This is a genomic window from Secundilactobacillus collinoides DSM 20515 = JCM 1123 (assembly GCF_001435975.1).
Lineage (GTDB): Bacteria > Bacillota > Bacilli > Lactobacillales > Lactobacillaceae > Secundilactobacillus > Secundilactobacillus collinoides.
This window is the reverse complement of sequence record NZ_AYYR01000029.1, coordinates 51,545-72,027: the sequence shown is the minus strand read 5'-3', so window position 1 is coordinate 72,027 and position 20,483 is coordinate 51,545. Positions and strand designations below refer to the sequence as shown.

16 protein-coding genes are annotated in these 20,483 nt (G+C 47.2%); 2 read left to right on the top strand and 14 right to left on the bottom strand.

Features of this window, described 5'->3' with window-relative positions; translation table 11 throughout:
- Positions 1-183: 183 nt before the first annotated feature.
- From FC82_RS06210 to FC82_RS06200, 3 genes are all read right to left on the bottom strand, one after another.
- A complete protein-coding gene (locus tag FC82_RS06210; RefSeq protein ID WP_054759614.1) occupies positions 184-1,170 on the bottom strand; it encodes a ketopantoate reductase family protein in 987 nt (328 codons plus the stop codon).
- Positions 1,171-1,800: 630 nt separating this feature from the next.
- A complete protein-coding gene (locus FC82_RS06205; protein ID WP_054759611.1) occupies positions 1,801-2,532 on the bottom strand; it encodes a DUF4811 domain-containing protein in 732 nt (243 codons plus the stop codon).
- On the bottom strand, positions 2,529-3,986 hold the full coding sequence (locus FC82_RS06200) for an MDR family MFS transporter (protein WP_056996518.1): 1,458 nt from the start codon (positions 3,984-3,986) through the stop codon (positions 2,529-2,531). Before FC82_RS06200 ends, FC82_RS06205 begins: the two co-directional genes overlap by 4 nt.
- A gap of 389 nt (positions 3,987-4,375) precedes the next feature.
- On the opposite strand from FC82_RS06200, the gene FC82_RS06195 reads away from it, so the two are divergent.
- Positions 4,376-4,831: a MerR family transcriptional regulator gene (locus tag FC82_RS06195; protein WP_065101440.1), complete on the top strand. Its 456-nt coding sequence runs from the start codon at positions 4,376-4,378 to the stop codon at positions 4,829-4,831.
- Between the two features lie 426 nt (positions 4,832-5,257).
- Here the strand turns inward: FC82_RS06195 and FC82_RS06190 are convergent, their stop codons facing one another.
- Together FC82_RS06190 and FC82_RS06185 are read right to left on the bottom strand one after the other, a co-directional pair.
- On the bottom strand, positions 5,258-6,142 hold the full coding sequence (locus tag FC82_RS06190; RefSeq protein WP_054759609.1) for a LysR family transcriptional regulator: 885 nt from the start codon (positions 6,140-6,142) through the stop codon (positions 5,258-5,260).
- Between the two features lie 46 nt (positions 6,143-6,188).
- A complete protein-coding gene (locus FC82_RS06185; protein WP_056996498.1) occupies positions 6,189-7,610 on the bottom strand; it encodes an anion permease in 1,422 nt (473 codons plus the stop codon).
- A 364-nt stretch (positions 7,611-7,974) separates the two neighbouring features.
- Between FC82_RS06185 and purB the strand changes: the two genes are divergently transcribed.
- Positions 7,975-9,333, top strand: coding sequence for an adenylosuccinate lyase (gene purB / locus FC82_RS06180; RefSeq protein ID WP_056996497.1), 1,359 nt, complete (start codon positions 7,975-7,977; stop codon positions 9,331-9,333).
- A gap of 225 nt (positions 9,334-9,558) precedes the next feature.
- On the opposite strand, the gene FC82_RS06175 is transcribed toward purB, so the two are convergent.
- From FC82_RS06175 to FC82_RS16465, 9 genes are all read right to left on the bottom strand, one after another.
- Positions 9,559-10,902 (bottom strand): PFL family protein, encoded by a 1,344-nt coding sequence (locus FC82_RS06175; RefSeq protein ID WP_056996496.1) that lies wholly within the window; start codon positions 10,900-10,902, stop codon positions 9,559-9,561.
- A gap of 9 nt (positions 10,903-10,911) precedes the next feature.
- The gene (locus FC82_RS06170; RefSeq protein WP_054759607.1) at positions 10,912-11,181 is read right to left on the bottom strand and encodes an ACT domain-containing protein; all 270 of its coding nucleotides are present in this window, start codon (positions 11,179-11,181) and stop codon (positions 10,912-10,914) included.
- Positions 11,182-11,512: 331 nt separating this feature from the next.
- Entirely contained in the window at positions 11,513-12,664 is a 1,152-nt protein-coding gene (locus tag FC82_RS06165; protein WP_235809190.1) for an acetylornithine transaminase, read from the bottom strand.
- A complete protein-coding gene (argB, locus tag FC82_RS06160; protein ID WP_056996495.1) occupies positions 12,661-13,410 on the bottom strand; it encodes an acetylglutamate kinase in 750 nt (249 codons plus the stop codon). The genes FC82_RS06165 and argB overlap by 4 nt, the downstream gene beginning before the upstream one ends.
- Before the next feature lie 13 nt (positions 13,411-13,423).
- The gene (gene argJ, locus FC82_RS06155; protein WP_056996516.1) at positions 13,424-14,638 is read right to left on the bottom strand and encodes a bifunctional glutamate N-acetyltransferase/amino-acid acetyltransferase ArgJ; all 1,215 of its coding nucleotides are present in this window, start codon (positions 14,636-14,638) and stop codon (positions 13,424-13,426) included.
- Positions 14,639-14,666: 28 nt separating this feature from the next.
- Positions 14,667-15,701: an N-acetyl-gamma-glutamyl-phosphate reductase gene (argC, locus tag FC82_RS06150; RefSeq protein ID WP_056996494.1), complete on the bottom strand. Its 1,035-nt coding sequence runs from the start codon at positions 15,699-15,701 to the stop codon at positions 14,667-14,669.
- A gap of 501 nt (positions 15,702-16,202) precedes the next feature.
- Positions 16,203-17,621: an arginine-ornithine antiporter gene (gene arcD, locus FC82_RS06145; protein WP_054759606.1), complete on the bottom strand. Its 1,419-nt coding sequence runs from the start codon at positions 17,619-17,621 to the stop codon at positions 16,203-16,205.
- Between the two features lie 281 nt (positions 17,622-17,902).
- Positions 17,903-18,895 (bottom strand): N-acetylmuramoyl-L-alanine amidase, encoded by a 993-nt coding sequence (locus FC82_RS06140; RefSeq protein WP_056996493.1) that lies wholly within the window; start codon positions 18,893-18,895, stop codon positions 17,903-17,905.
- Positions 18,885-20,393 (bottom strand): C39 family peptidase, encoded by a 1,509-nt coding sequence (locus FC82_RS16465; RefSeq protein ID WP_065101437.1) that lies wholly within the window; start codon positions 20,391-20,393, stop codon positions 18,885-18,887. The genes FC82_RS06140 and FC82_RS16465 overlap by 11 nt, the downstream gene beginning before the upstream one ends.
- Positions 20,394-20,483 lie beyond the last annotated feature (90 nt).

The following is a 20,483-nucleotide window of genomic DNA, read 5'->3' as shown; positions in this document are numbered from 1 at the left end:
CGGTTTACTGGTTTAATGTTTGCAAAAAAAGGCCTCAGGTATTGATCCACTAGGAATCTACCTGAGGGCCTTCTATTAATTGCATTTATTGCGGCTATTTTGTCTCTACCGAGGCCGTATCGCCGACAATGCGTATTGATCCAGTCAATTACGCGGTTCAGTACAACGGCGTGTACTATGGTACTATGCTTCAGTGACCGTTTCGGCAGCCGGTTGCTTCTTGTACTTCCGCATCAATTCAGCCATGTGAACTTCATGGGTGATAAATTCATGGGTCCGGCAAACGTAATCGTGTTCGCGACCGATTTTTGCAATATACCCGTTGATGTAGTCAACTTCAGTTGGCCGCCCCTTTGAAAAGTCTTGGTACATAGATGGGTAATGATATGGGTTAGCGACCCGTGACACATAGTCCACTGACTCAACTTCTTGCTGCCGGGTTTCAACTAAGTGAATACCGGCGCGTTCACAGGCATCGAATGATTCGTTCATGAGTTGGATCGTCATGTCTTTAACGCCTGGATATTCAATAAATTGACCCATGGTGATTTCAAACATTGAGCAAAGGGTGTTTGTCACGGCATTGAAAACAACTTTGGACATCAATGTCCCCATGAAGTTTTCGGTCATGATTGGACCCATACCGGCTTCTTTAAAGTCGTTGAAGATCTGCTGGGTGGTGTCGTCGTTATGTTCAGTCTTGTTGACCATATGCATCTCACCGGCACGGGCAGCGCCCATGAAGTCAACATCGCCAGGGCCGTTCAACACAGTGGCGATCATTGCGGTTCCGCCGATAATGTGATCATCTGGGAAATAATTGCTGATTTTGTCAATGTGACCCATGCCATTCATTGCTGAGAAGACGTATTGGTGTGCTTTAAAAAGTGGTGCACAACGCTTTAATACATCGGCAAGCTGCATTTGTTTCACGAAGATGATCCAAACATCTGGGTCCCCAGTGTAATCTTCTGGGTAGCTAATGTTGATTGGCACCATGTGCTTGTCCTTATGGTCACGAGAGACCCAAGCACCACCCTGTTTCTTAATTGTCTCGACACTCGGTTTCCAAGTATCAACGAAATCAACCGAATTGCTTGTCCGTTCCTGCATCAAAACCCCGTAACGAAGACCCATTGCACCTGCACCAATTACTGCGTATTTTGTCATATGTATTGCTTCCTTTCAGCAAACCCAAAATTTTGTTTCAATATGTGATTAGAAAACGATAAAAGCGCCCTTAAGCATTGCTGCTTAAGGGCGCTTCCGCACGGTACCACCTTAATTTCTGGATGTAAAATCCAGCTCACCCTGACGTATTCATCAGGTGGTCATATAATGCTGACCGTTCCTGGTTCCTTAATCAAGAACCACTGCTCCACCTTAACTTTTGATTAGAGGATTGCACGTGTTTTCACCAGCCACGCTCGCTAAACCAATCGTCCCAACCTGTTCCTAAAGGTTTCTTTGCATCTCATCGTTTTCTAATTTATGAATACGTCTTAATCTCGGTGTTGTCGAAAGTCAACAGTAAATCCGAAACTTTTTTTATCTTTTGATTGAAACCCGTTCTTTTATGAACCAGTACTACCGATTAAATGAGCCATTCTAGTGTGAATCGACAACCATCAGTAGGACGATACTAGCGCCTAGTGCCATTTCAGACATCGCTAAACAGATGCTGACTTCAGACACTCAACCTATCAAGGTCATCGTAGAACCATAAAAGCCAAAGTAACCAGCATTTCTACTGATGGCTTTGGCTTTATCGGGTAATTCTCATGAGTGAATCGACTAAGTTTAATTCTTAGCCTGTATTTGTTTAATCACTTTAGCAATTGCTTTTTGTTGAAATTCGGCGGTGGCCTGCTTTTCAACCTTAGCTTGGTCGGCACTGCTCATGCTTGGATCCTTGGTCATTGCGGCCTTGACCTGAGCGGTAACGTAAGCCTTTGCTTGTGTCTTCAGCTTTGCTTGGAAGGTCTTGCTGCTCATTTCCTTCTTTAAAGCTTTAGCTTGGGCAGCAGAAAGCACTAACCAGTTTTTGTTGATGTAGATTTTATTTTCACGACGGATGTACTGGCCATCCTGACCCGTGAACGCAAACCAGATTTTTGCAGCGTCGTTCTTGTAAGCCCAACGCGTAGTCTTTGTCACAATGTGACTCTTACCAGAAGTCCGGATCACCTTGTTCTTGGTGGTGCTGCTGACTTGCGTATGCGTGGTCTTCTTAGCATTTGCACTCGTCTTGTAGACGTAAACTTGGTGCTTGTTTGCCGTCCCGATCGGTGAGTAAATTACAGTACTCATCCCGTTGCTGCTGCTAACAGGATAAATCGTTCTAGTAGCACCAGTAGTCGTCACTTCTTTTAAGCCATAATGGTCCTTCCAGTTCTTAACCACGAAGACCCCGGTTGTAAAAGCACCGGCGACAAAAATGACTGCCAAAATAGCACTTACGGACTTGTTTGGGATGTAAATAAAGCTGATGAACGCCAATACGACGCAAATTGCCATAATTAGTAAAATCACTTTGCGTCACCTCCATCACTAGGATAATCGCTTGCTTGACCACGGTTTTTCATCATAAAGGCGGTCAAAACAGCTAACGCACAAAAACCAAGTGCGACCCAGAATGCGGCATGGTAGCCGGTCAAAGTTGCGTTAATGGCTAAGTCTTTGTAATGCAACGGGTTTGTCTTGATCATGTGCTTGCCTGGCACGTGGTTCTTCACAACAGTGGTCAATACACTAGTCAAGATGGCAGTCCCAATCGAACTAGCCACTTGCCGTTGTGTGTTGTTAACAGCAGTCCCATGACCAATTAAGTTCACTGGTAAAGCATTCATCCCAACTGTGGTAGCGGGCATCATGGCCATAGCGATCCCGAACATCCGCACCGCGTACAAAACAACGATGTAAATGGTTGGCGTATCCTTCGTCAAGAAGACGAACGGCAACGTCCCTAAGGTCAGCATGACCATCCCCATAATAGACAGCCGTTTAGCCCCAAACCGGTCAACAGCCCGACCGGTAATTGGACTCATAATAGCCATCATTAAGGCCCCGAGTAACAGTGTCAACCCAGAATGGAAGGCGGACATGCCACGAACATTTTGCAAATATAGTGGGATGATCATTTCGGCACCGACCATGGCCATCATACTTACGGAACTTAAAATAGCAGAAATCGTGAATGGAATTGAACGGTATACCCGCAGTTCCAAAAGTGGGTTCTTCATGGTTAATTCACGCCATGCAAACAGCGCAATGAAGATAACCCCGGCAATCAGGAATGAAATCACCTTTACACTGCCCCAGCCGTCATCACTAACACTGGAAACACCGTAAAGCAGACTCCCGAACCCAATTGTTGAAAGCGCAACTGACAACCAGTCGAGACCTTTCTTTTGGGTTGGCAGCACACTCTTCATAAAGAAGAATGATAAAACTAAAACAAGGAAAACAACCGGCAAAATCATGCCGAACAGGTCACGCCAAGTGAAGGTATCAATAACCCACCCTGACAGTGTTGGGCCAATGGCAGGTGCCAGCCCGATAACGATTCCGGCAAGTCCCATGGCAGTCCCACGCTTTTCTGGTGGGAAGATGGAAAGCATCAATGTTTGCAGCAATGGCATCGTAACCCCGACGGCCAAAGCTTGAATCAAACGACCAGCCAGCAACATACCGAAGTTAGCTGATGTGAAACAAACAATCGTTCCAATGAAAAACACACTCATCGCAGAAATGTACAACCACTTTGAATTAAAGCGGGTACTTAACCACGCACTGATTGGGATCATGATCCCGTTAACTAACATAAAGCCAGTGGTCAACCATTGAACCGTGGAGATGTTCACATCGAACGCCTTCATGATTGTCGGGTTGGCAGTTGATAAAATCGTTTGGTTTAAAACGGTACAAAACGTCCCAACCAATAACACCAGGATCATTAAGGTCCGGTTATATGGTTTGCCGTTCATATCTACCGAAGCAGTATCACTCACTTTTAATTACCCTCTTTACAATTTTTTAAAAGTCTGTTGACTACTATAATGATTTGTGACTTCTTTGTCAACTATCTTGACAATAATATTTAAATATCTATACTGTACCTTATGAAACCTAATACGTTTCTGACAAATTATAATAACTAAAACCTATTACATCAGCAAAGAAAGCTGTTACAAACAATTTGTGTGGGCGCCGTTTGCGAACTGAAAATTGACGTAATCACCTAAAAATAGTGCCTTAATTTTCGAAATAAACTATTTTTTTCTATATAAAAGGCATGAATTTGACTATTATTTTCCAGTTGGGTCAGCTATCCACACGCAACCACTAATAGATTCACAGAAAGCGAGGTATTTCCATGAACAATACGTTAGATCCGTCATTTCGTGAGCAACTCAGATTTGTCACCAAAAACGTGCATTGGTATTTGGGTATCGGCGATGTTGCAGAGGCCACCGGTGTTTCTCAAAGTCAGTTACGTTATTGGGAACAAAAGGGATACATTGAGTCGAAGAAAGAAAATAATCAAAATCGCAAGTACACCTATGGCACACTCATTAAGGTTTTCATCATCAAAAACTACATGGAACAGGGGTTTACTCTGGGTGCTGCCGTCAAAAAAGCAGCTGCTCATAAAGAAACGACCGAATTGATCAAACGCTTTGTCTTGGACCGCTTTGAAGGCGTCGAAACGATTGACGGATTACCGGCCATTAATTTGGGATATCTCGACAAAGCCAAATCCGAACGCCTCTTCGCGCTGATAAAAGAAGATCACACCGATTTTAAAATCATTCCCACAAGTGAAGCATAGCACTTAAACAGGTGTCCGAAACGTTAAACGACTTAACCGGTCCAGCCCATTATGGGGTTTTAGAACGGTTAAGCCGTTTTTGTTTATTATTTTGGTGGGCTTAATACTATATTTTAAATAGTATTATATTTAAAACTATATAAGTGTAATAAAAAAGTTGAGACGAATGCCCCAACCATCAATTAATAACAATAACCAGTTAGGCGGCTACTGTGGACGCGATTCTGGTAAAAAAAGTCAGGCCCGGACTTTTCTTTTTGGATTGTACAATGTGGGGCTTGCGGCGTCGGTTTAGGCCTCGTAGCCTAAACGAGTTGCGCAAGGCAGGGGGCTACTGCAGAAGCGACTCTGACCCGAAAAGTCAGGCCCGGACTTTTCGGGTCAGAGTCACTTCTGCTCCGCCCCCTAGGCGCCTTGCTCCACTCTCTACCGCCCCTTTTCTCTAAACAACTGAATGAAAAACGCTTGCTTTTTAGTTGGGTGAAACGATGCTCTAGTCACCAAGTACATATAACTCAAGGTTGGTGGTGCGTCCGTCAGTGCCAGCGTGTGAATGCCCAAATCCTGGTCGACCGCGGTCTCAACAAGCAGACTGACGCCCACATTTTTTCTCACCAACGCTTTCACCATCGATAATTCTGAGGTTCGGTAAACGACGTTAGGGGTGAACTGCGCGACGCGACTATATGCCTCCAACGCACGCGCGTGAATGTAATGGTTGGTCATTGTAATGAAGCGTTCCTGTCGTAACTCCGAAAAGCTGACCGCATCACGTTGCGCAAGCGGGTGGTGGTCGCTAACAATGATCTTAAAGGGATGAATTGCCAGCAGCAATGTCTTAAACTCTGGGTCTTTAAGTGGCTGAACGGTTGCCAACAATGCCGCATCAATTTGACCGTTCACTAAGTCTTTCAGTAATTGCTGCGACCCAGCTTCATGCACTTCCAGATCTGAAAGCAGGTTCGTTTTCAGCAACTGGTTGGCAACCTTCGGAAACCATGTCACACCAGCCACGGGCGAAATACCCAGCCGAATACTATCCTCGGCCGCATGCAGAACTTCAGTCTGGGTTGTTTGCAGTCGATTTAAGATATCGCAGGCCTGTTGGTACAATACCTTGCCTGCCCTAGTAACGACCAGACTCGCACGCGGATATGGCTGTGTGATGAGCGGCACATTGCCATATTCTTTTTCCAAACGTTTGATTGCCATGGTGATTGTCGGCTGACTCACGCCAAAGTATTTAGCGGTTGCCGTGTAGTTTTTATGATCGACAAGTTGGCAAAAGTACGCTAGGTCCTTGGTGTTCATTACGGCTCACCCTTTCAGAATAAAGATTATCTTGATTGTACCATGATTACCAAAAACCGATAACCTTCATCCAAAGCGTTCCAAGGCCAAGCCAGATAACGATGTAGACCACACCCAGAATAGCGTTTAACCGCCACCACTCGTTTTGAGTCACGTAGCCCGATCCGAACAATACTGGTGCTGGTCCGTAACCATAGTGTGTCGTTGACCCAAAAATGTTGCTGAAGAAACCAAGCATTAACGCCGCCAGCATGCCTGGCACACCGGACGAAATTGCTATTCCGAGAAAGGCCAAGTACATCGCACTGATATGGGCGGTTGCACTCGCAAACAGGTAATGACTATAAAAGTAAGCCAAACAAGCAATCGTCAGCACCAACATCCAATTCATACCATGCAATGAGGCCGCAATCGTTTTGCTTAACCATGGAATGAACCCTTTTTGATTCAGTTGATCAGCCATCATAACAAGCACTGAGAACCAGGTAAACGTGTTCCACGCCCCAGTCTCATGTAAAACATCGTCCCAAGAAAGGACGCCGGTTAAAAGAATCAGGGCTAGCGCAATAAAGGCTGTCATTGTAGCATCGATACCAGTTAAGCTCTCCGTGGTCCAAAGTGCCAACGCTAAAATGAAAATACCCGACATTAATTTCTCTTGAATCGAGATTTTGCCCATTTCGGCCAGTTGTTTCTGCGCCCATGGTTTGACGTCAGGCATTTCCTTTAACTCAGGCGGATAGAGTTTGTAAATCAGGTACGGGATCAACGTTAAAGAAACTATACCAGGCACAATACTGGCCATTAACCACCCCATCCAGGTAATTTTAATGCCCTGCGATTTCGCCAACAATTGCGCTAGCGGATTTCCAGCCATACTTGTCAAAAACATCGCCGAGGTAATGATGTTGCCGTGAAATTCAGAGAACACCAAAAACGATCCGATTTTTCGTTGTGTGTGCTGTTTTGGTGACGACCCAAACGCGTTAGATAACGCATCAATAATTGGATAGACCACCCCGCCTGCCCGAGCGGTACTGCTTGGCATCGCTGGTGAAAGAACCAGGTCAACTGCAATCAGGGAATAGGCAAGACCCAACGTGTGTTTTCCAAATGCACTCGCAAAGTTCAGCGCGATCCGGCGACCTAGTCCCGTCTTGATAAAGCCTCTCGAAATGAAGAAGGCCATGACGATCAACCAAATCGTCGCGTTGCCAAATCCCGTTAATGCAACATCTGTTGAAACAGTCTTAGTTAAGACCGTGATTGTAAACCCAACAATCGCCACCGCACCAATTGGCATTGGTCGGGTAATGCACCCGATAATGGTGGCGATAAAAATAGCTAAAATATGCCACCCAGCAACCGAAATGCTGGTCGGTCGAATCGGGGTCATCCCCCAAATAACGATTCCAATCAAGAATGGTAGAATCAACTTTCGATATTTGACACCGCTGCTCATCTTCATCACCTATTTCAAAATTATTGTAAGCGTTTTCGACAACCATCAAAAAAATATCCACACATTTTTTGATGAACAATTTTAAATTCGTGAATTATTGTTCAAAGTTAGTTTAAACGAGACATGATTTTATAGTCAAACATGGGTAACTTTATAAAATTATTTAATAAATACACAAAATGGCTTGTATATCAACTGTATCAATACTTTATCAATACTTTTTATTTAAAATAATTTAATATTAGTTAAAACGTTTACTCACAATTTGTTGATTAGAATTGACTTCACAGGTCACTCCGACTATTTTTGAGACAAGCGGATTTGATAACTAACATCTTGCCTATCCACCATAATGTTAGGAGAAAATATAATGACATCTAGTGTAATTGATTCAGCATTATTTAAAGATCAGTATGGTACTGAAGCTATGCGGACCGTTTTTTCAGACGAAACACAAATTCAAAAATGGTTGGACGCCTGGGCAGCACTTGCACAAGCCGAAGCAACTCAAGGCATCGTGCCGCAGGACGCAGCCGATGAAATCAAGGCAAAGGCCGTTTATGAAAACATTAATATGGATGATGTCCGGGAAGGTTTCAAAAAAACGGCCCACCCACTCATGCCGCAGATTAAAAGTTTTACCCAGTCCCTTTCTAAAGAAGCTGGCGGATACGTTCACTGGGGCGCAACAACCCAAGACATTACCGATACTGGGCTAGTTTTACAGTTAAAAGACGCACAGGCGCTCATTGTCAGCCAAGTTGAAGACCTCTTACGGGACTGTTTAAAGCAGGCTGATAAGTATAAAAATCTCGTCATGGCCGGCCGAACTCACGCCCAACATGCAGTACCGATCACCCTTGGCTACAAAATCGCCATCTGGGCAAACGAATTTGGCCGTCATTTGGAACGACTGGAACAAGCTAAGCACCGCTATCTTGTTGGAGAATTAGCTGGTGCTGCCGGTACTTTGGCCTCCCTTGGCGACAAAGGCTTAGCAGTTCAGGCCAAGTACTGTGACCTGTTGGGATTGGAAACACCAACCATTACCTGGCATGTTTCGCGGGACGGATTTGCCGAATTCAGCGACATTCTCAGTATGATTGCTGGTACCGTTGCAAAAATTGCTAATGAAATTATCAACCTGCAGCGAACGGAAATCGAAGAAGTTGAAGAAGGCTTTACCATGGGTAAAATCGGTTCCAGCACCATGCCACAGAAACGCAACCCAATGATCTGTGAAAATATCGTTGCCACCACCCGCCTCGTTCAGGCCAGTGCCCCGCTTGGCACCACCGCCATGGTTCAAGAACACGAACGTGACATGACTTTCTGGCAGACGGATTGGGCCTACCTGCCGCAGATCTGCATCAATTTAAGCTGCGCCATGGCCATGCTGCATACCGTGTTAAACCAGATGATCGTCCACGAAGATAATATCAAGCGTAACTTGGCAATGACCAAAGGGATGATTGTTTCAGAACGGGTCATGCTCGACCTTGGGCGTTACCTCGGTCGGCAGGTTGCTCACGAAGTCATCTACGAAAACTGTATGAAGGCTTTTGAGGAGGACAAACCGCTTCTGGAGCTGTTATTACAAGACAAGCGGGTCACTGATGACGTTGATGAGGCAACGTTGCGTGAGCTTTTGGATCCTGAAAACTACACCGGTTCTTCCGCAAAGATGGTTGACCGTGTTCTGGCACAGTATTCAGATCATTTGAAATAGTGACAACGAAAAGTCCTAGGAGCACCACACTGAGTGTGGTGCTCCTAGGACTTTTTATTTAGTAGCTGTTGCTTTATTAATGAGTTAGGGCACGTTTTTAGGGTGGTATTAATGCGTTTGGCCTTCTACTGTCCTCAAGCCTAAACGCGCTCCGAAAGACAAGTGGTGGCGAGTAACTGCCGAGGCAGTTACTCGCCACCACTTAAACGCCTTTCTACGCGCTCTCTAATTCTTAAACGAATGAATCGGTGAAGGAATCCTTCCGCCTCGGTCCACGAACTTCTTTGGACTGTTGGTGTTGACAGGCATGATGGGTGCCGTCCCGAACAGACCGCCAAAGTCGATCGATTCGCCGACTTTTTGGCCGACTGCCGGAATGACCCGCACCGCAGTAGTCTTGTTGTTAATGACCCCAATTGCAGCTTCATCGGCGATCATGCCGCTGATCGTTTCAGCAGGTGTATCTCCTGGAATGGCAATCATGTCCAGACCTACTGAACAAACTGCTGTCATGGCTTCCAATTTTTCAATGTTTAACCGGCCGGCACTGACTGCACGAATCATTTCAGCATCTTCTGAGACCGGAATAAAGGCCCCTGAGAGGCCGCCAACGTGTTCACAGGCCATTACGCCGCCCTTTTTAACTGCATCGTTGAGCAGCGCTAATGCGGCCGTTGTCCCGGGGGCACCGACACTTTCCAAGCCGATTTCTTCCAAAATCTCAGCGACAGAATCGCCCTCGTTTGGCGTTGGCGCCAGTGAAAGATCGACGATACCAAACGGCACATTCAACCGCTGAGCGGCTACGTTACCGACAAGTTGACCCATCCGAGTGACTTTAAAAGCGGTCTTCTTAATCGTTTCAGAAACCGTATCGATCGGCTGGCCCTTAACTTTCTCAAGCGCCCGCTTAACGACACCAGGACCGCTGATACCGACGTTAATAACGCGGTCAGCTTCCCCGACACCATGAAAGGCTCCCGCCATGAAGGGATTGTCTTCAACGGCGTTTGCAAAAACGACCAGGCTCATGCAGTTAACGGGATCAATGGCGGCAATATCCTTAACGACGCGCCCCATTTGTGCCACGGCATCCATGTTGATACCGGAACGTGTGGAGCCGACATTAACAGAACTGCAGACACGGCTCGTCACGTCCAGTGCTTCAGGAATTGACGCAATCAGCTTACGGTCGCCGGACTGGTAGCCCTTTTGAACGAGGGCCGTAAAACCGCCGATCAGGTCAACGCCGAGTTCCTCCGCTGCCTTCTCCATAGTTTGTGCATAGGCGACGTAATCGCTGTCGTCGCTAGCAGCCGCAATCATGGAGATCGGGGTCACAGAGATCCGCTTATTGATGATTGGAATACCGTATTCTGACTGAATCTGGTTAGCGACTTTTACCAAGTCCTTGGCACTGGTCGTCAGCTTGTCATAGATTTTTTGGCGGGCTTTTGCACCGTCGCTATCGATACAGTCAAACAGTGAGATACCCATAGTGATGGTTCGGATATCCAACCGTTCTTCAGAGATCATCTGAATGGTTTCTTGAATTTGTCTGGTTTCCATGGTGACCTCCTATAACTTTTGAATGGCGTCAAATAACTCTTGACGTTGAATACGAATGTCTAAGTGTAAGTGTTCCCCTAAGTCATTGAGGGCATCCTGTGCCGCTGCAAATGCAGTGTTCTTTTCGTCCCATTCACCCATCAGCATCATGGTAAAACTACCATGCATCAATGTTTGGGAGATATCAGTAATGTTGATTTTCAGGTCCGACAGCGTCTTTGAAACGGCTGCAACGATTCCAACTTGGTCCTGTCCAACAACGGTAATAATGGCTTTCATTCGTAATCATCCTTTCAGTACAATGCAATCATCGTTAGTCCAATCATAGCGAACCCTGGTGAAAACAGCAATCTAAAAATTAAAAAACAATGAGTGCTTAACAGTTTAATGTGTTTAAAATGACGACCAGGACACTTTTTTCGCCAGTGCCACGACTAACGCTGCTTGCTAAGCAGCATAATCGCGCAAAACCTAGATTGCAGATCATTCCTGTGTTTTCATCGACCACAGAAGCAGTCTTTCACGGTTGAACAGATGGCATATAACGCACATCGTCACTCAAAAAAACACCGCCAACAAAATGTTGTCAGCAGTGTCCTATATAACCCTTTTATTTTAAATCGCTCAAAGTTTCATAAATCGTGGTGAGTCCCTGTTTCAAATCACCAGCCGACATCACCAGTGGCGGTAATAACCTCAACGTGTTGCCGACAGCGGACAGGGTCAAGAGGCCCTTGGTCTGCAGCGTGGTGATGACGTCGTTGACCGCAACATCACCCGTCAGGTGAATACCGATCATCAGACCCTTCCCGCTAATCGAGTTGACTGCGGCCAAATCAGTGAAATTAGCTAACTGCGTCCAAACAGTTGCAGCCTTATCCTGAACGCCCTTTAAGAAATCGGGGGTCAGCTGTTCCAAGGTCGCCTTAGCGGAGGCCATAGTCAGTGGGTTACCGGCAAAGGTTGAGCCGTGAGTCCCTGGACCAAAAGCATCGCCAAGACTGGCTTTACCGATCATGGCACCAACGGGTAAACCATTGGCTAAGCCTTTGGCGGTCGTCACAATGTCCGGATCCAAATCAAAGCCTTGGTAGGCAAATTGGTACCCGGTCCGGCCGTTCCCAGTTTGGACTTCATCGATGATCAGTAGTGCCCCGACTTCTTGACACTTAGCCTGGACGGCCTTGAGCCAGTCTGGATCACCGTTAATAACGCCGCCTTCACCCTGGATCACTTCCAGAATAACGCCGGCTAAATCAGTTGTGATTTTGTCTAATGAGGCGTTGTCGTTATAGTCCGCGAAGCTGATATCAGGCACCATCGGGAAGAAGCCCTCTTGAATGTGAGGATTCCCGGTCATGGACATTGCACCGTATGTTCGGCCATGGAACGAGTGGTTAAACGACAGTACCTTCGTTTTGCCGGTAGCTTTTCGGGCCAGCTTTAGTGCTGCTTCGTTGGCTTCCGTCCCTGAGTTAGCGAAGAAAACCAGCTTGTCTTCATCCTTGACCAATAGTTTTGCGACATCTTCCTGCAGGTGGTTCTCGTACAGGTTTGAAATGTGCCAGACCTTTTTAACCTGGGCTTCAACCGCGCTTGTGACAGCGGGATTTTGGTATCCCAAGTTGCAAACACCGATGCCGGACGTGAAGTCCAAGTATTGTTTGCCATTATTATCGGTTAAGGTCACACCCTTGCCGTCGACGAGTTCGAAGGGGAACCGGGCGTAAGTGGGAAATACGTGTGTCATTGAATTTGTCATGGTTCGGAAACGACCTCCTGTAAGATTGTGCCGTGGTGGGTCAGCTTGTCCGTGATGCGAACGGAGTGAACCCCGGCGTGAATGGCGGCGCAGGCTGCTAACAGCTTTGGCTGCATCCCGGCCGTAATGATTTTTTTATTGATCAAGGTTTGAACATCTTGTGGAATCAATTGCGAAACGACTTCGCCTTCGCTTAAGACACCGGGCACGTCAGTCAGCAGATAGAGTTGGCTGGCCTTTAGCAGGCGGGCGATATCGGCAGCTGCCGTGTCGGCGTTGACGTTGAGCCAGTGGTCTTCACTGGTCAGTGCAAGCGGTGCTAAAACACCGATCTGGTCGTTCAACAGTTTCGATAAAGCAATTTCGTTCACCGCCGAAATGTTCCCAACGTTGCCATATTCGGCTTCGTTGATGAAATTTCCGGACAACAAGTGTTCGTCAGCGGCGTTCAAGCCAACGGCAGCCAGACCGGCCTGGTTTAACCGGGTCAGCAATTCTGGCTGGGCGTTGCCCAACAGCACCATTTTGGTTAACGATAAAGTGGCTTCATCCGTCACCCGAATACCGTCTTTTTTCACCGTGGGAATGCTGAGCTTTTCAGCTAACTGGGAGATTTGCGGGCCGCCACCGTGGATCAACAGGACCTTTTTGCCAGCTTGGCGCCAGTTTTTAAGCTGTTCGAAGAAATCTGGTGTCAGACTGTGAATGGCGTTGCCGCCGATTTTAACAATAATCAAATTCATCATAAGAGGCCCCTTTCTACGTATGGTAGCTGGCGTTGATCTTCACGTAGTTATACGTTAAATCACAACCCCAGGCTTGGCCGACTGCTGTGCCGCTGTTTAAACTGACGTCAATCGTAACCTTTGCCGCCTTCATGCTTTCGCTCACCATGGCTTCGTCAAATGGCAATGCCACACTATCCTTAACCAGCGGAATGCCGTTTGCTGAAATGGCTACGTGATCAACATCCATGTGGGCGTCAACCATGCCAATAGCTGCGATGATCCGACCCCAGTTCGGGTCGTCACCAAAGATGGCTGCTTTGACCAAACTTGAGCCAACGACCGCTTTCGCAACAGACTGTGCTTCGGTTGAGTTCAAGGCTTCGGTTACATTAGTTTCAATGAGCTTCGTTGCGCCTTCGCCGTCAGCTGCAATCTGCTTGGCAAGTTCACCTAAGACAAATTTTAAGCCAGCCGCAAACGTGTCGTAATCAGTGTCGGCAGCGGTTTTAATTTCTGTATTCTGCGCCATCCCATTTGCCAGGACAACGACCATATCGTTTGTCGATGTGTCGCCATCAACCGTGATTTGGTTAAAGGTGGTATCAACGCCTGCGCTCAATGTTTCTTGCAGCAAGTCCCCGTCAACAGCAGCGTCTGTGGTTACAAAACCCAGCATCGTTGCCATCTTGGGGTGAATCATTCCAGAACCCTTAGCGAAACCCGTAATGGTCACAGTCTTGCCATCCAGTTCTACCTGAACGCAAGCTTGTTTTGGTTGTTTATCAGTGGTTAAAACGGCTTGAGAAACGTCATCGCCGGTCTTTGGCTGCAGCTTTGGTAAGCCTGCCTTGATCTTATCCATATCCAGATAAGCGCCGATCAATCCGGTGGATGCGACCCCCACGAGGTTGGTGTCGATGTTCAGCGCATCCGCCAACCATTGTTGTTCCGTGAGGGCATCCTTTGTCCCCTGTGCCCCAGTACATGAGTTGGCAATCGCACTGTTGACGATCACCGCCTGGAGCTTATGGTCGATATTAATGGTATCCTTGGTCAATTTAGTGGGTGCGGCCTGAAACTTGTTGGTCGTGTATGTCCCAGCAGCCGCTGCTGGAACTTGGGAAAAGAGGTACCCGAAATCTTTTTTATCTACGGTGCCTAACCCAATCTTGATACCGTCGTTGTAAAACCCTTTCGGCCACGTAAACGATATCTGATTGATTGAAGGCTCTTCATCTTGTGTCATCATATAACTATCCTCTGCCTTTTTCGTTTTATGAGAATGTGGGGAACTTTGGCAATCCCACAGTCTCTTTGTAGTTGAACATGTGGTTAAAGTTTTGAACCGCTTGGCCGGCGGCACCCTTCATCAGATTGTCGATCACACTGACAATCATGATGGTGTTGGTCTTCGGGTTATACTTCACGCCCAAATCACAATTGTTTGACCCAACCGCATCCTTTAAAGCGGGCACCTTGCCATCCAGCACATTGATGAATGGATGATCAGCATAGGTCGTTTCAAAGGCCTTGACGATTGACGCCTGATTCTGACCCGCTTTCGGTTTGGCGTAAATTGTCGCCATAATGCCCACCGTGACTGGAAGCAGCGTGGTGTTAAACTCAATCGCCTGCACCTTGTCATTCCAAGCTTGCAGCTGCTGAACAATTTCTGGGATATGTTGGTGCTCATCCAGTTTGTAGAGTTGCAGGTTATCGTTGGCTTCGGTAAAGTGGGTAATTTCGGTTAACTTCTTTCCCGCCCCAGAAGTTCCAGACTTGGCATCAACGATGATGCTGTCGGGATCGATCAAATCTTGTTGAACCAGTGGTGCTAATCCGAGAAGCGCGGCCGTAGCGTAACAGCCTGGGTTAGCAATGTATTTAGCATCCGTATCATAGAAATCTGCGAGACTATAAGCCGCCTTTTTCAGAGCCGAAGTCTTCGCTGCTGGTTTGTGATACCACTGTTCATACTGCTTTGCATCGAGTCGGTAATCACCGGAAAGATCAATGACCGGAAAATCAGCTTCAGCAAACGGCACCGCCAATTGGCTGCTGACGCCAGATGAAGTAGCAAAAAACACCGCTTCGTTGTCGGCCATGATTTGGTCTGGGTCAAACGCCTGAATGGCTACGTGCTCGCCGTGGAATTGGGGAAGCAGTTCGTCTAAATAGCGGACCGTTCCGTTTTCTCCTTCATCTGTATGCCCGTACAAGTTAATCTTTTCAATCTCTGGATGATTCGCGAGAAGACTATATAACACCGTCCCGCTATATCCGGTAACACCCACTATCGCAACGTTCATGCACTCACCCCATTCGTTCTTTAAATTAGAATTTAATTACTTTTTTCGTATGTGTCTAACTATAACGCAATGTTACCAAAATGCAATGATTATTTTTGAATTTATCAAATTTAAGCGTTTTTCTGTATAAATTCTGCATTAATAGGGCTAATATACATAAATTAGGGTATATTTTCTGCATATTTCTTTAGCTTTTCTTTGTATTAATTAGAGAATATTAAGTAGTTTATGCAAAATGTATGCACTTTCATTCAGTTTGTAGTCGCTAGTTTTAGGAGGCGTCTCGCGGACGTTCTTTGCCTATCTAGTGGCATGCAAGTCGATGAACCACCATTCAGATGGCGTACAGCAACAACCAAATCAGCTTCATCTCGAGCCGCTTTGATGCCGTGCCGAATTGCGGAATGCAACGGGATCCAACTCCAAACCTAATTTCTAATCGAATGCCAAAAAAGCAGAACCGCAATCTACGCAGTTCTGCTCAAGTAAAATATGATTAATTTATAGATGGATCTGACCCATCAGCAGCATCGTGACCGTAATGACGGCACCGCTGCAAATGAGAATAGTGGCTGACCACTCGTGTTTTGAAAGTAGGCGGTCTTCGTTTTGTTTTTTCGTGTACATATAAAGAATAATACCGGGGATGTAAACGACAAGGCAGACAAACAAATACTGCAGCCCTGCAAGTGTAATCGCGACAACTTCAAAGATCAGAGTGAAGATACCAATCATGAGTTGCAGTTTATTGCCCTTCGCCGTGCGATTTTGCCAGGAATACTTGATCTGGTAAGCCGCGACAATGATGTAACACACCACGATAGCCGCGGTACACAAACTGTAAGCAAACTCATAGGCCTTTTCAGCAAAGATCAGCATGATCATAAACGCCTGTACCATGCAGGCAGTGGTCATCAGTGCGAGTGTTGGCACACCGTGTTTGTTTTCCTTAGCAAACCGTTTCGGTAACAGCCCCTGTTCCGCCATAAGCCGCATCGTTTCAGCAGGCAGCATCGTCCAGGACAGCCAGGCCCCCATGATGGAAACAAAGAGGCCAATACTGATAAACGCACCGCCCCATGGGCCGACCATTTGCTGGAACATGTAGACCATTGCCGGCTGCTTTAATTGAATCAATTCGGCTCGCGTCATATAGCCATATGGCAGAATGGACGCCAGGACATAGATAAAGATCAGGCAGGCAACCCCAATAATTGTCGCACGCCCGGCCGTTTTTCGCGACTTAGCCCGGGACGACAGCACCGTGGCGCCTTCGATTCCGACAAAGACCCACATCATGATCATCATGCACTGTTTAATTTGACCGGCAACGCTGCCGATCGTCACTGGGGCCGTCATGTTACCCCAGAATTGAGCGGTAAAAACGTGCCCCTTGAACAAAATTGCTGCCACTACGATAAACGTAAAGATCGGAATCAACTTACAAATGGTGATCACAGCGTTCATCAACGCGGCGCTTTCAATACCATGATTCACTAATAATGTTAAACTCCACGCCAGAATACTGGCCACGAGGATGGATATCGGACTGTTGTCCTTTGCAAACACCGGGAAAAAGTAGCCCAGAGCACTCATGCAGACCGTTGCGAAAGCCACGTTGCCAAGCCAGGACGACATCCAGTACCCCCAGCCGCTGATGAAGCCGACAAAGGGACCGAAACCTTCCTTCCCGTACGCAAAGATACCTTCCAGGTCGGATCGTTTGGTGAGTAAATTATTAAAACAACTGGCCAACATCATCACCCCAAAGCCGACAATCAGCCATGAGATCAAGGCAGCTCCCGGAGAAGCGGCGGCAGCCAAGTCTGAGCTTAACGCAAAGATTCCCGAACCGATGGCAGTTGTGACCACCAGTGCAGTTAGGGCGGCACCGTTGATTTTTTTCGATTGAGTTGCCATTGTTTTCCCTCATTCCTTTTGCTTGCGCCCTTTCATAAATTAATGAAAGCGGTTTTATCTATACTATAATAGTAGTGTACCGGAAAAACATTAATAAACTGTGGCATTTTTGTGAAAAATTTCCGAAACTTTTTTATGATTGAAAGCTTGTCATGACGCGATGTTTAAAACCTGCATACCGAAAACGTGACACTCCGAGTTTTCGCATAAAACACACAATTTTTGTACTTTTTCAGCTAAAAAAAATAAGTCTCGGCATCTTCAGCCAAGACTTATTTATTCTACACTTTTTTTTCGAAATGCACAGTGTCAATTGGCACAAATGCAATCCGGTGATTATAAAAGAATTGATAGTAAGCTTTTGTGTTTAGAGTTGCCCGCAATTGCCCGTTATCGTCAACACTGACAAGTTGGTGCAACGTGGGACCAGCAACGTACTGTTCCGCCGTGTTTAAGCGTGCAATCGAGTCGGCATCCGGTGCCGTTGTGCCATAAATGGCGGTCGGCGCACCAAGCGTGAACACGTCGCCCTCGCACGCCTGTAAAACATCGTACTCGGGATTGTGACACCAGGCCAGCTTGCCGCTGTACCAGATTGCCACCCAGTCACCTTTTTTGTCAGCGCAAACGAATCGCTGCCCGTAGGAAACCTGATGCGTCCATCCAGGCAGCGTCTCATCTGTGAGCAGCTTTGCGCCCTGTTCTGGGGATTGGTATAGGTCAGCAACCATAACACAAACGACCACTGGTTCGCCAACAACTGGCACCCCGCGGCCCTCGACTGAAGCCCCTAGATCGGTCAATAATTGACGCCAATCAAAGTAGCGGCCCGGGTCTTGGTGCATCGCCAGCTGGCCGGAGGCGGTCATGGCACACAAATTATCGTGGCCTAACAGGTGGTCGCGGTCCAGCGGCACGTTAAATTGCGTGCTGAGTTGCGACACCAGCGTTGTCAGGCTGCGCAACATCGTTTTGGTAAACGATTCTGGCTCACCAACATACGCCTCTTGTTCAATGCCCACCGCACGGCAATTCAACTCCCAGTTACCCGCGTGCCAGGCCACGTTGTGTGGTGCCACCATCTGCGTCACCAAACCGTCTGACTGCCGCAGCACATAGTGAGCGCTCACATCGTGCGCCTCCTGAAACCGTTGGACCGTTTCCGGATATGACAGCTCAGTTGAATGGATCACGATGTGGGTCACCGGCACCTGTTCGGGTCGGTCAGCACGGGTATAATTCGATCGTTTTGCCGGAATTTGGTTAGTCTTCATGAATCTCATCTAGATCAATGGCAGCAGTCAGCGTTGGTGCTGCCAACCGGGCCACGTAAACGGTGAGCACAGTCGCTGCCGGATGCTTGAGCTTCAGTGTTTTGACGTCAAGCACGATTCGACCCTGTTCATCCACATCAGCGTAGTAGAAATGCTGGTTAGCTAGGCTGGCCTTATTGCCGTCATCGTTGAAGCAGTATGCTACAGTCATGGTTTCTTCATCAAAATGACCCGTTTTTTCGTACTCTGTCGGTGTTAATGGCCGTAAATTATCATTTTCGCAAACGGTAAAGTGCTGCTGATCATCATCTGGCAGTAATGTTACCGTAATGCGGGACGGCTGCATCAATCGTTCATATCCCTGATAGTTTTCTTCAATGATATAAGCAACCCGCGAACCCCACGCTTTACTGAATTGGTCTAGGCGATAAAATCGTTTTGCACTAGCGTCATCATCCGCGTATGAATCATTGACCGCCACGTAATCTTCGCCATCAATCTTCGTAAATCCAGTGACCAGCAACAAATGGCCATAGGTGCTGCCTGGCGTCCCCTTGACGTATGGCAGATCCGTTTGGTTCGGATCATTCGTGTACTTCACACTGACCCCGACTGGATAACCATCTGCAATCTGATGCCGCAACCCATTCAAAGTCGTAAAGGCGGTGTACGCGTGGTAGCCGAGACTACCGGCTAAGGCCGTGCTAAATGACCAGTTGCCAAACCCATCGTAAGTCTGATCGTAGTTGCGCATCGCGGCCTCTTCGGGCAAGATATCAGCATTTTGCCGGTTCACGGCCATTGAAACCGTAGTGGGGCTGCAAATACCTGGCGCCAATTTTGGATCGCGAATTTCTTGTGAGTAAGCTGGTGCAGAAATGACCTTATCCAAATCAATTGGATGGTCATCTGCCATTAGATCACGGTCCAGCGGCTTCACACTCGCCGCCAGCAACTTCAGCACAGGGGTCTGAGTAGCATCATCCGAGTGCAGTTTGACCCGTAGGCGAACTTCAGTGGCAACGCCCGATGCCGTCAGCGTATCGGTATCAAGACTGGCTAACCGGTCCGCCGAATCCTCGGTTTCACTGGCGCTTGGCTGACTGGCAGACCAGTGGCCCCAGCTGTGCCACTTGGACCACTCGTCATCCACAAGCACTTGCGCAGCCACTTCAACACTGGTACCGCGGGGGGTCAACGCGTTCCAGGAAATGACCAGTGTCTTAAAACTAGTGAGCTTAAACGCTGGCGTTAATAAAATGCCTTCCGCTACGTAGGCATCATCGTGCTGTTCCAAGACCAGTGCACTGCCATCTGTGGCGGCGTAAGACAGTTGTTTGCCAAAGCGTTGTAAATCAACGCCCGCAAAGTCGTCAAAAATTCGGGTATTACTCAATCGTTCTGGTGCCAGAACGTCGGTATTCTTCTTATAGTAAAAGGCAACAGCACCGGCAGCTAACCCAAGTGCTGTCCCCAAAATAAATCGTGATAGTTTCATCGGGGGATTCCCTCTCTTCCGTTGGTATCGCAGCTTAGACCTGCGACCCTCTCGTTTAGAATTCAATCTGGGATATATGTGGTTAAATTG

Excerpts from the sequence above, each read along its gene's own strand:
- FC82_RS06175 (WP_056996496.1), bottom strand. The coding sequence starts at position 10,902 with ATGGAAACCAGACAAATTCAAGAAACCATTCAGATGATCTCTGAAGAA.
- FC82_RS06165 (WP_235809190.1), bottom strand. The coding sequence starts at position 12,664 with ATGACAAATTCAATGACACACGTATTTCCCACTTACGCCCGGTTCCCC.
- FC82_RS06195 (WP_065101440.1), top strand. The coding sequence starts at position 4,376 with ATGAACAATACGTTAGATCCGTCATTTCGTGAGCAACTCAGATTTGTC.
- FC82_RS16465 (WP_065101437.1), bottom strand. The coding sequence starts at position 20,393 with ATGAAACTATCACGATTTATTTTGGGGACAGCACTTGGGTTAGCTGCC.
- argB (WP_056996495.1), bottom strand. The coding sequence starts at position 13,410 with ATGATGAATTTGATTATTGTTAAAATCGGCGGCAACGCCATTCACAGT.
- FC82_RS06200 (WP_056996518.1), bottom strand. The coding sequence starts at position 3,986 with ATGAACGGCAAACCATATAACCGGACCTTAATGATCCTGGTGTTATTG.
- FC82_RS06210 (WP_054759614.1), bottom strand. The coding sequence starts at position 1,170 with ATGACAAAATACGCAGTAATTGGTGCAGGTGCAATGGGTCTTCGTTAC.
- argJ (WP_056996516.1), bottom strand. The coding sequence starts at position 14,638 with ATGACACAAGATGAAGAGCCTTCAATCAATCAGATATCGTTTACGTGG.
- FC82_RS06140 (WP_056996493.1), bottom strand. The coding sequence starts at position 18,895 with ATGAAGACTAACCAAATTCCGGCAAAACGATCGAATTATACCCGTGCT.
- argC (WP_056996494.1), bottom strand. The coding sequence starts at position 15,701 with ATGAACGTTGCGATAGTGGGTGTTACCGGATATAGCGGGACGGTGTTA.
- arcD (WP_054759606.1), bottom strand. The coding sequence starts at position 17,621 with ATGGCAACTCAATCGAAAAAAATCAACGGTGCCGCCCTAACTGCACTG.
- FC82_RS06170 (WP_054759607.1), bottom strand. The coding sequence starts at position 11,181 with ATGAAAGCCATTATTACCGTTGTTGGACAGGACCAAGTTGGAATCGTT.
- FC82_RS06190 (WP_054759609.1), bottom strand. The coding sequence starts at position 6,142 with ATGAACACCAAGGACCTAGCGTACTTTTGCCAACTTGTCGATCATAAA.
- purB (WP_056996497.1), top strand. The coding sequence starts at position 7,975 with ATGACATCTAGTGTAATTGATTCAGCATTATTTAAAGATCAGTATGGT.
- FC82_RS06185 (WP_056996498.1), bottom strand. The coding sequence starts at position 7,610 with ATGAAGATGAGCAGCGGTGTCAAATATCGAAAGTTGATTCTACCATTC.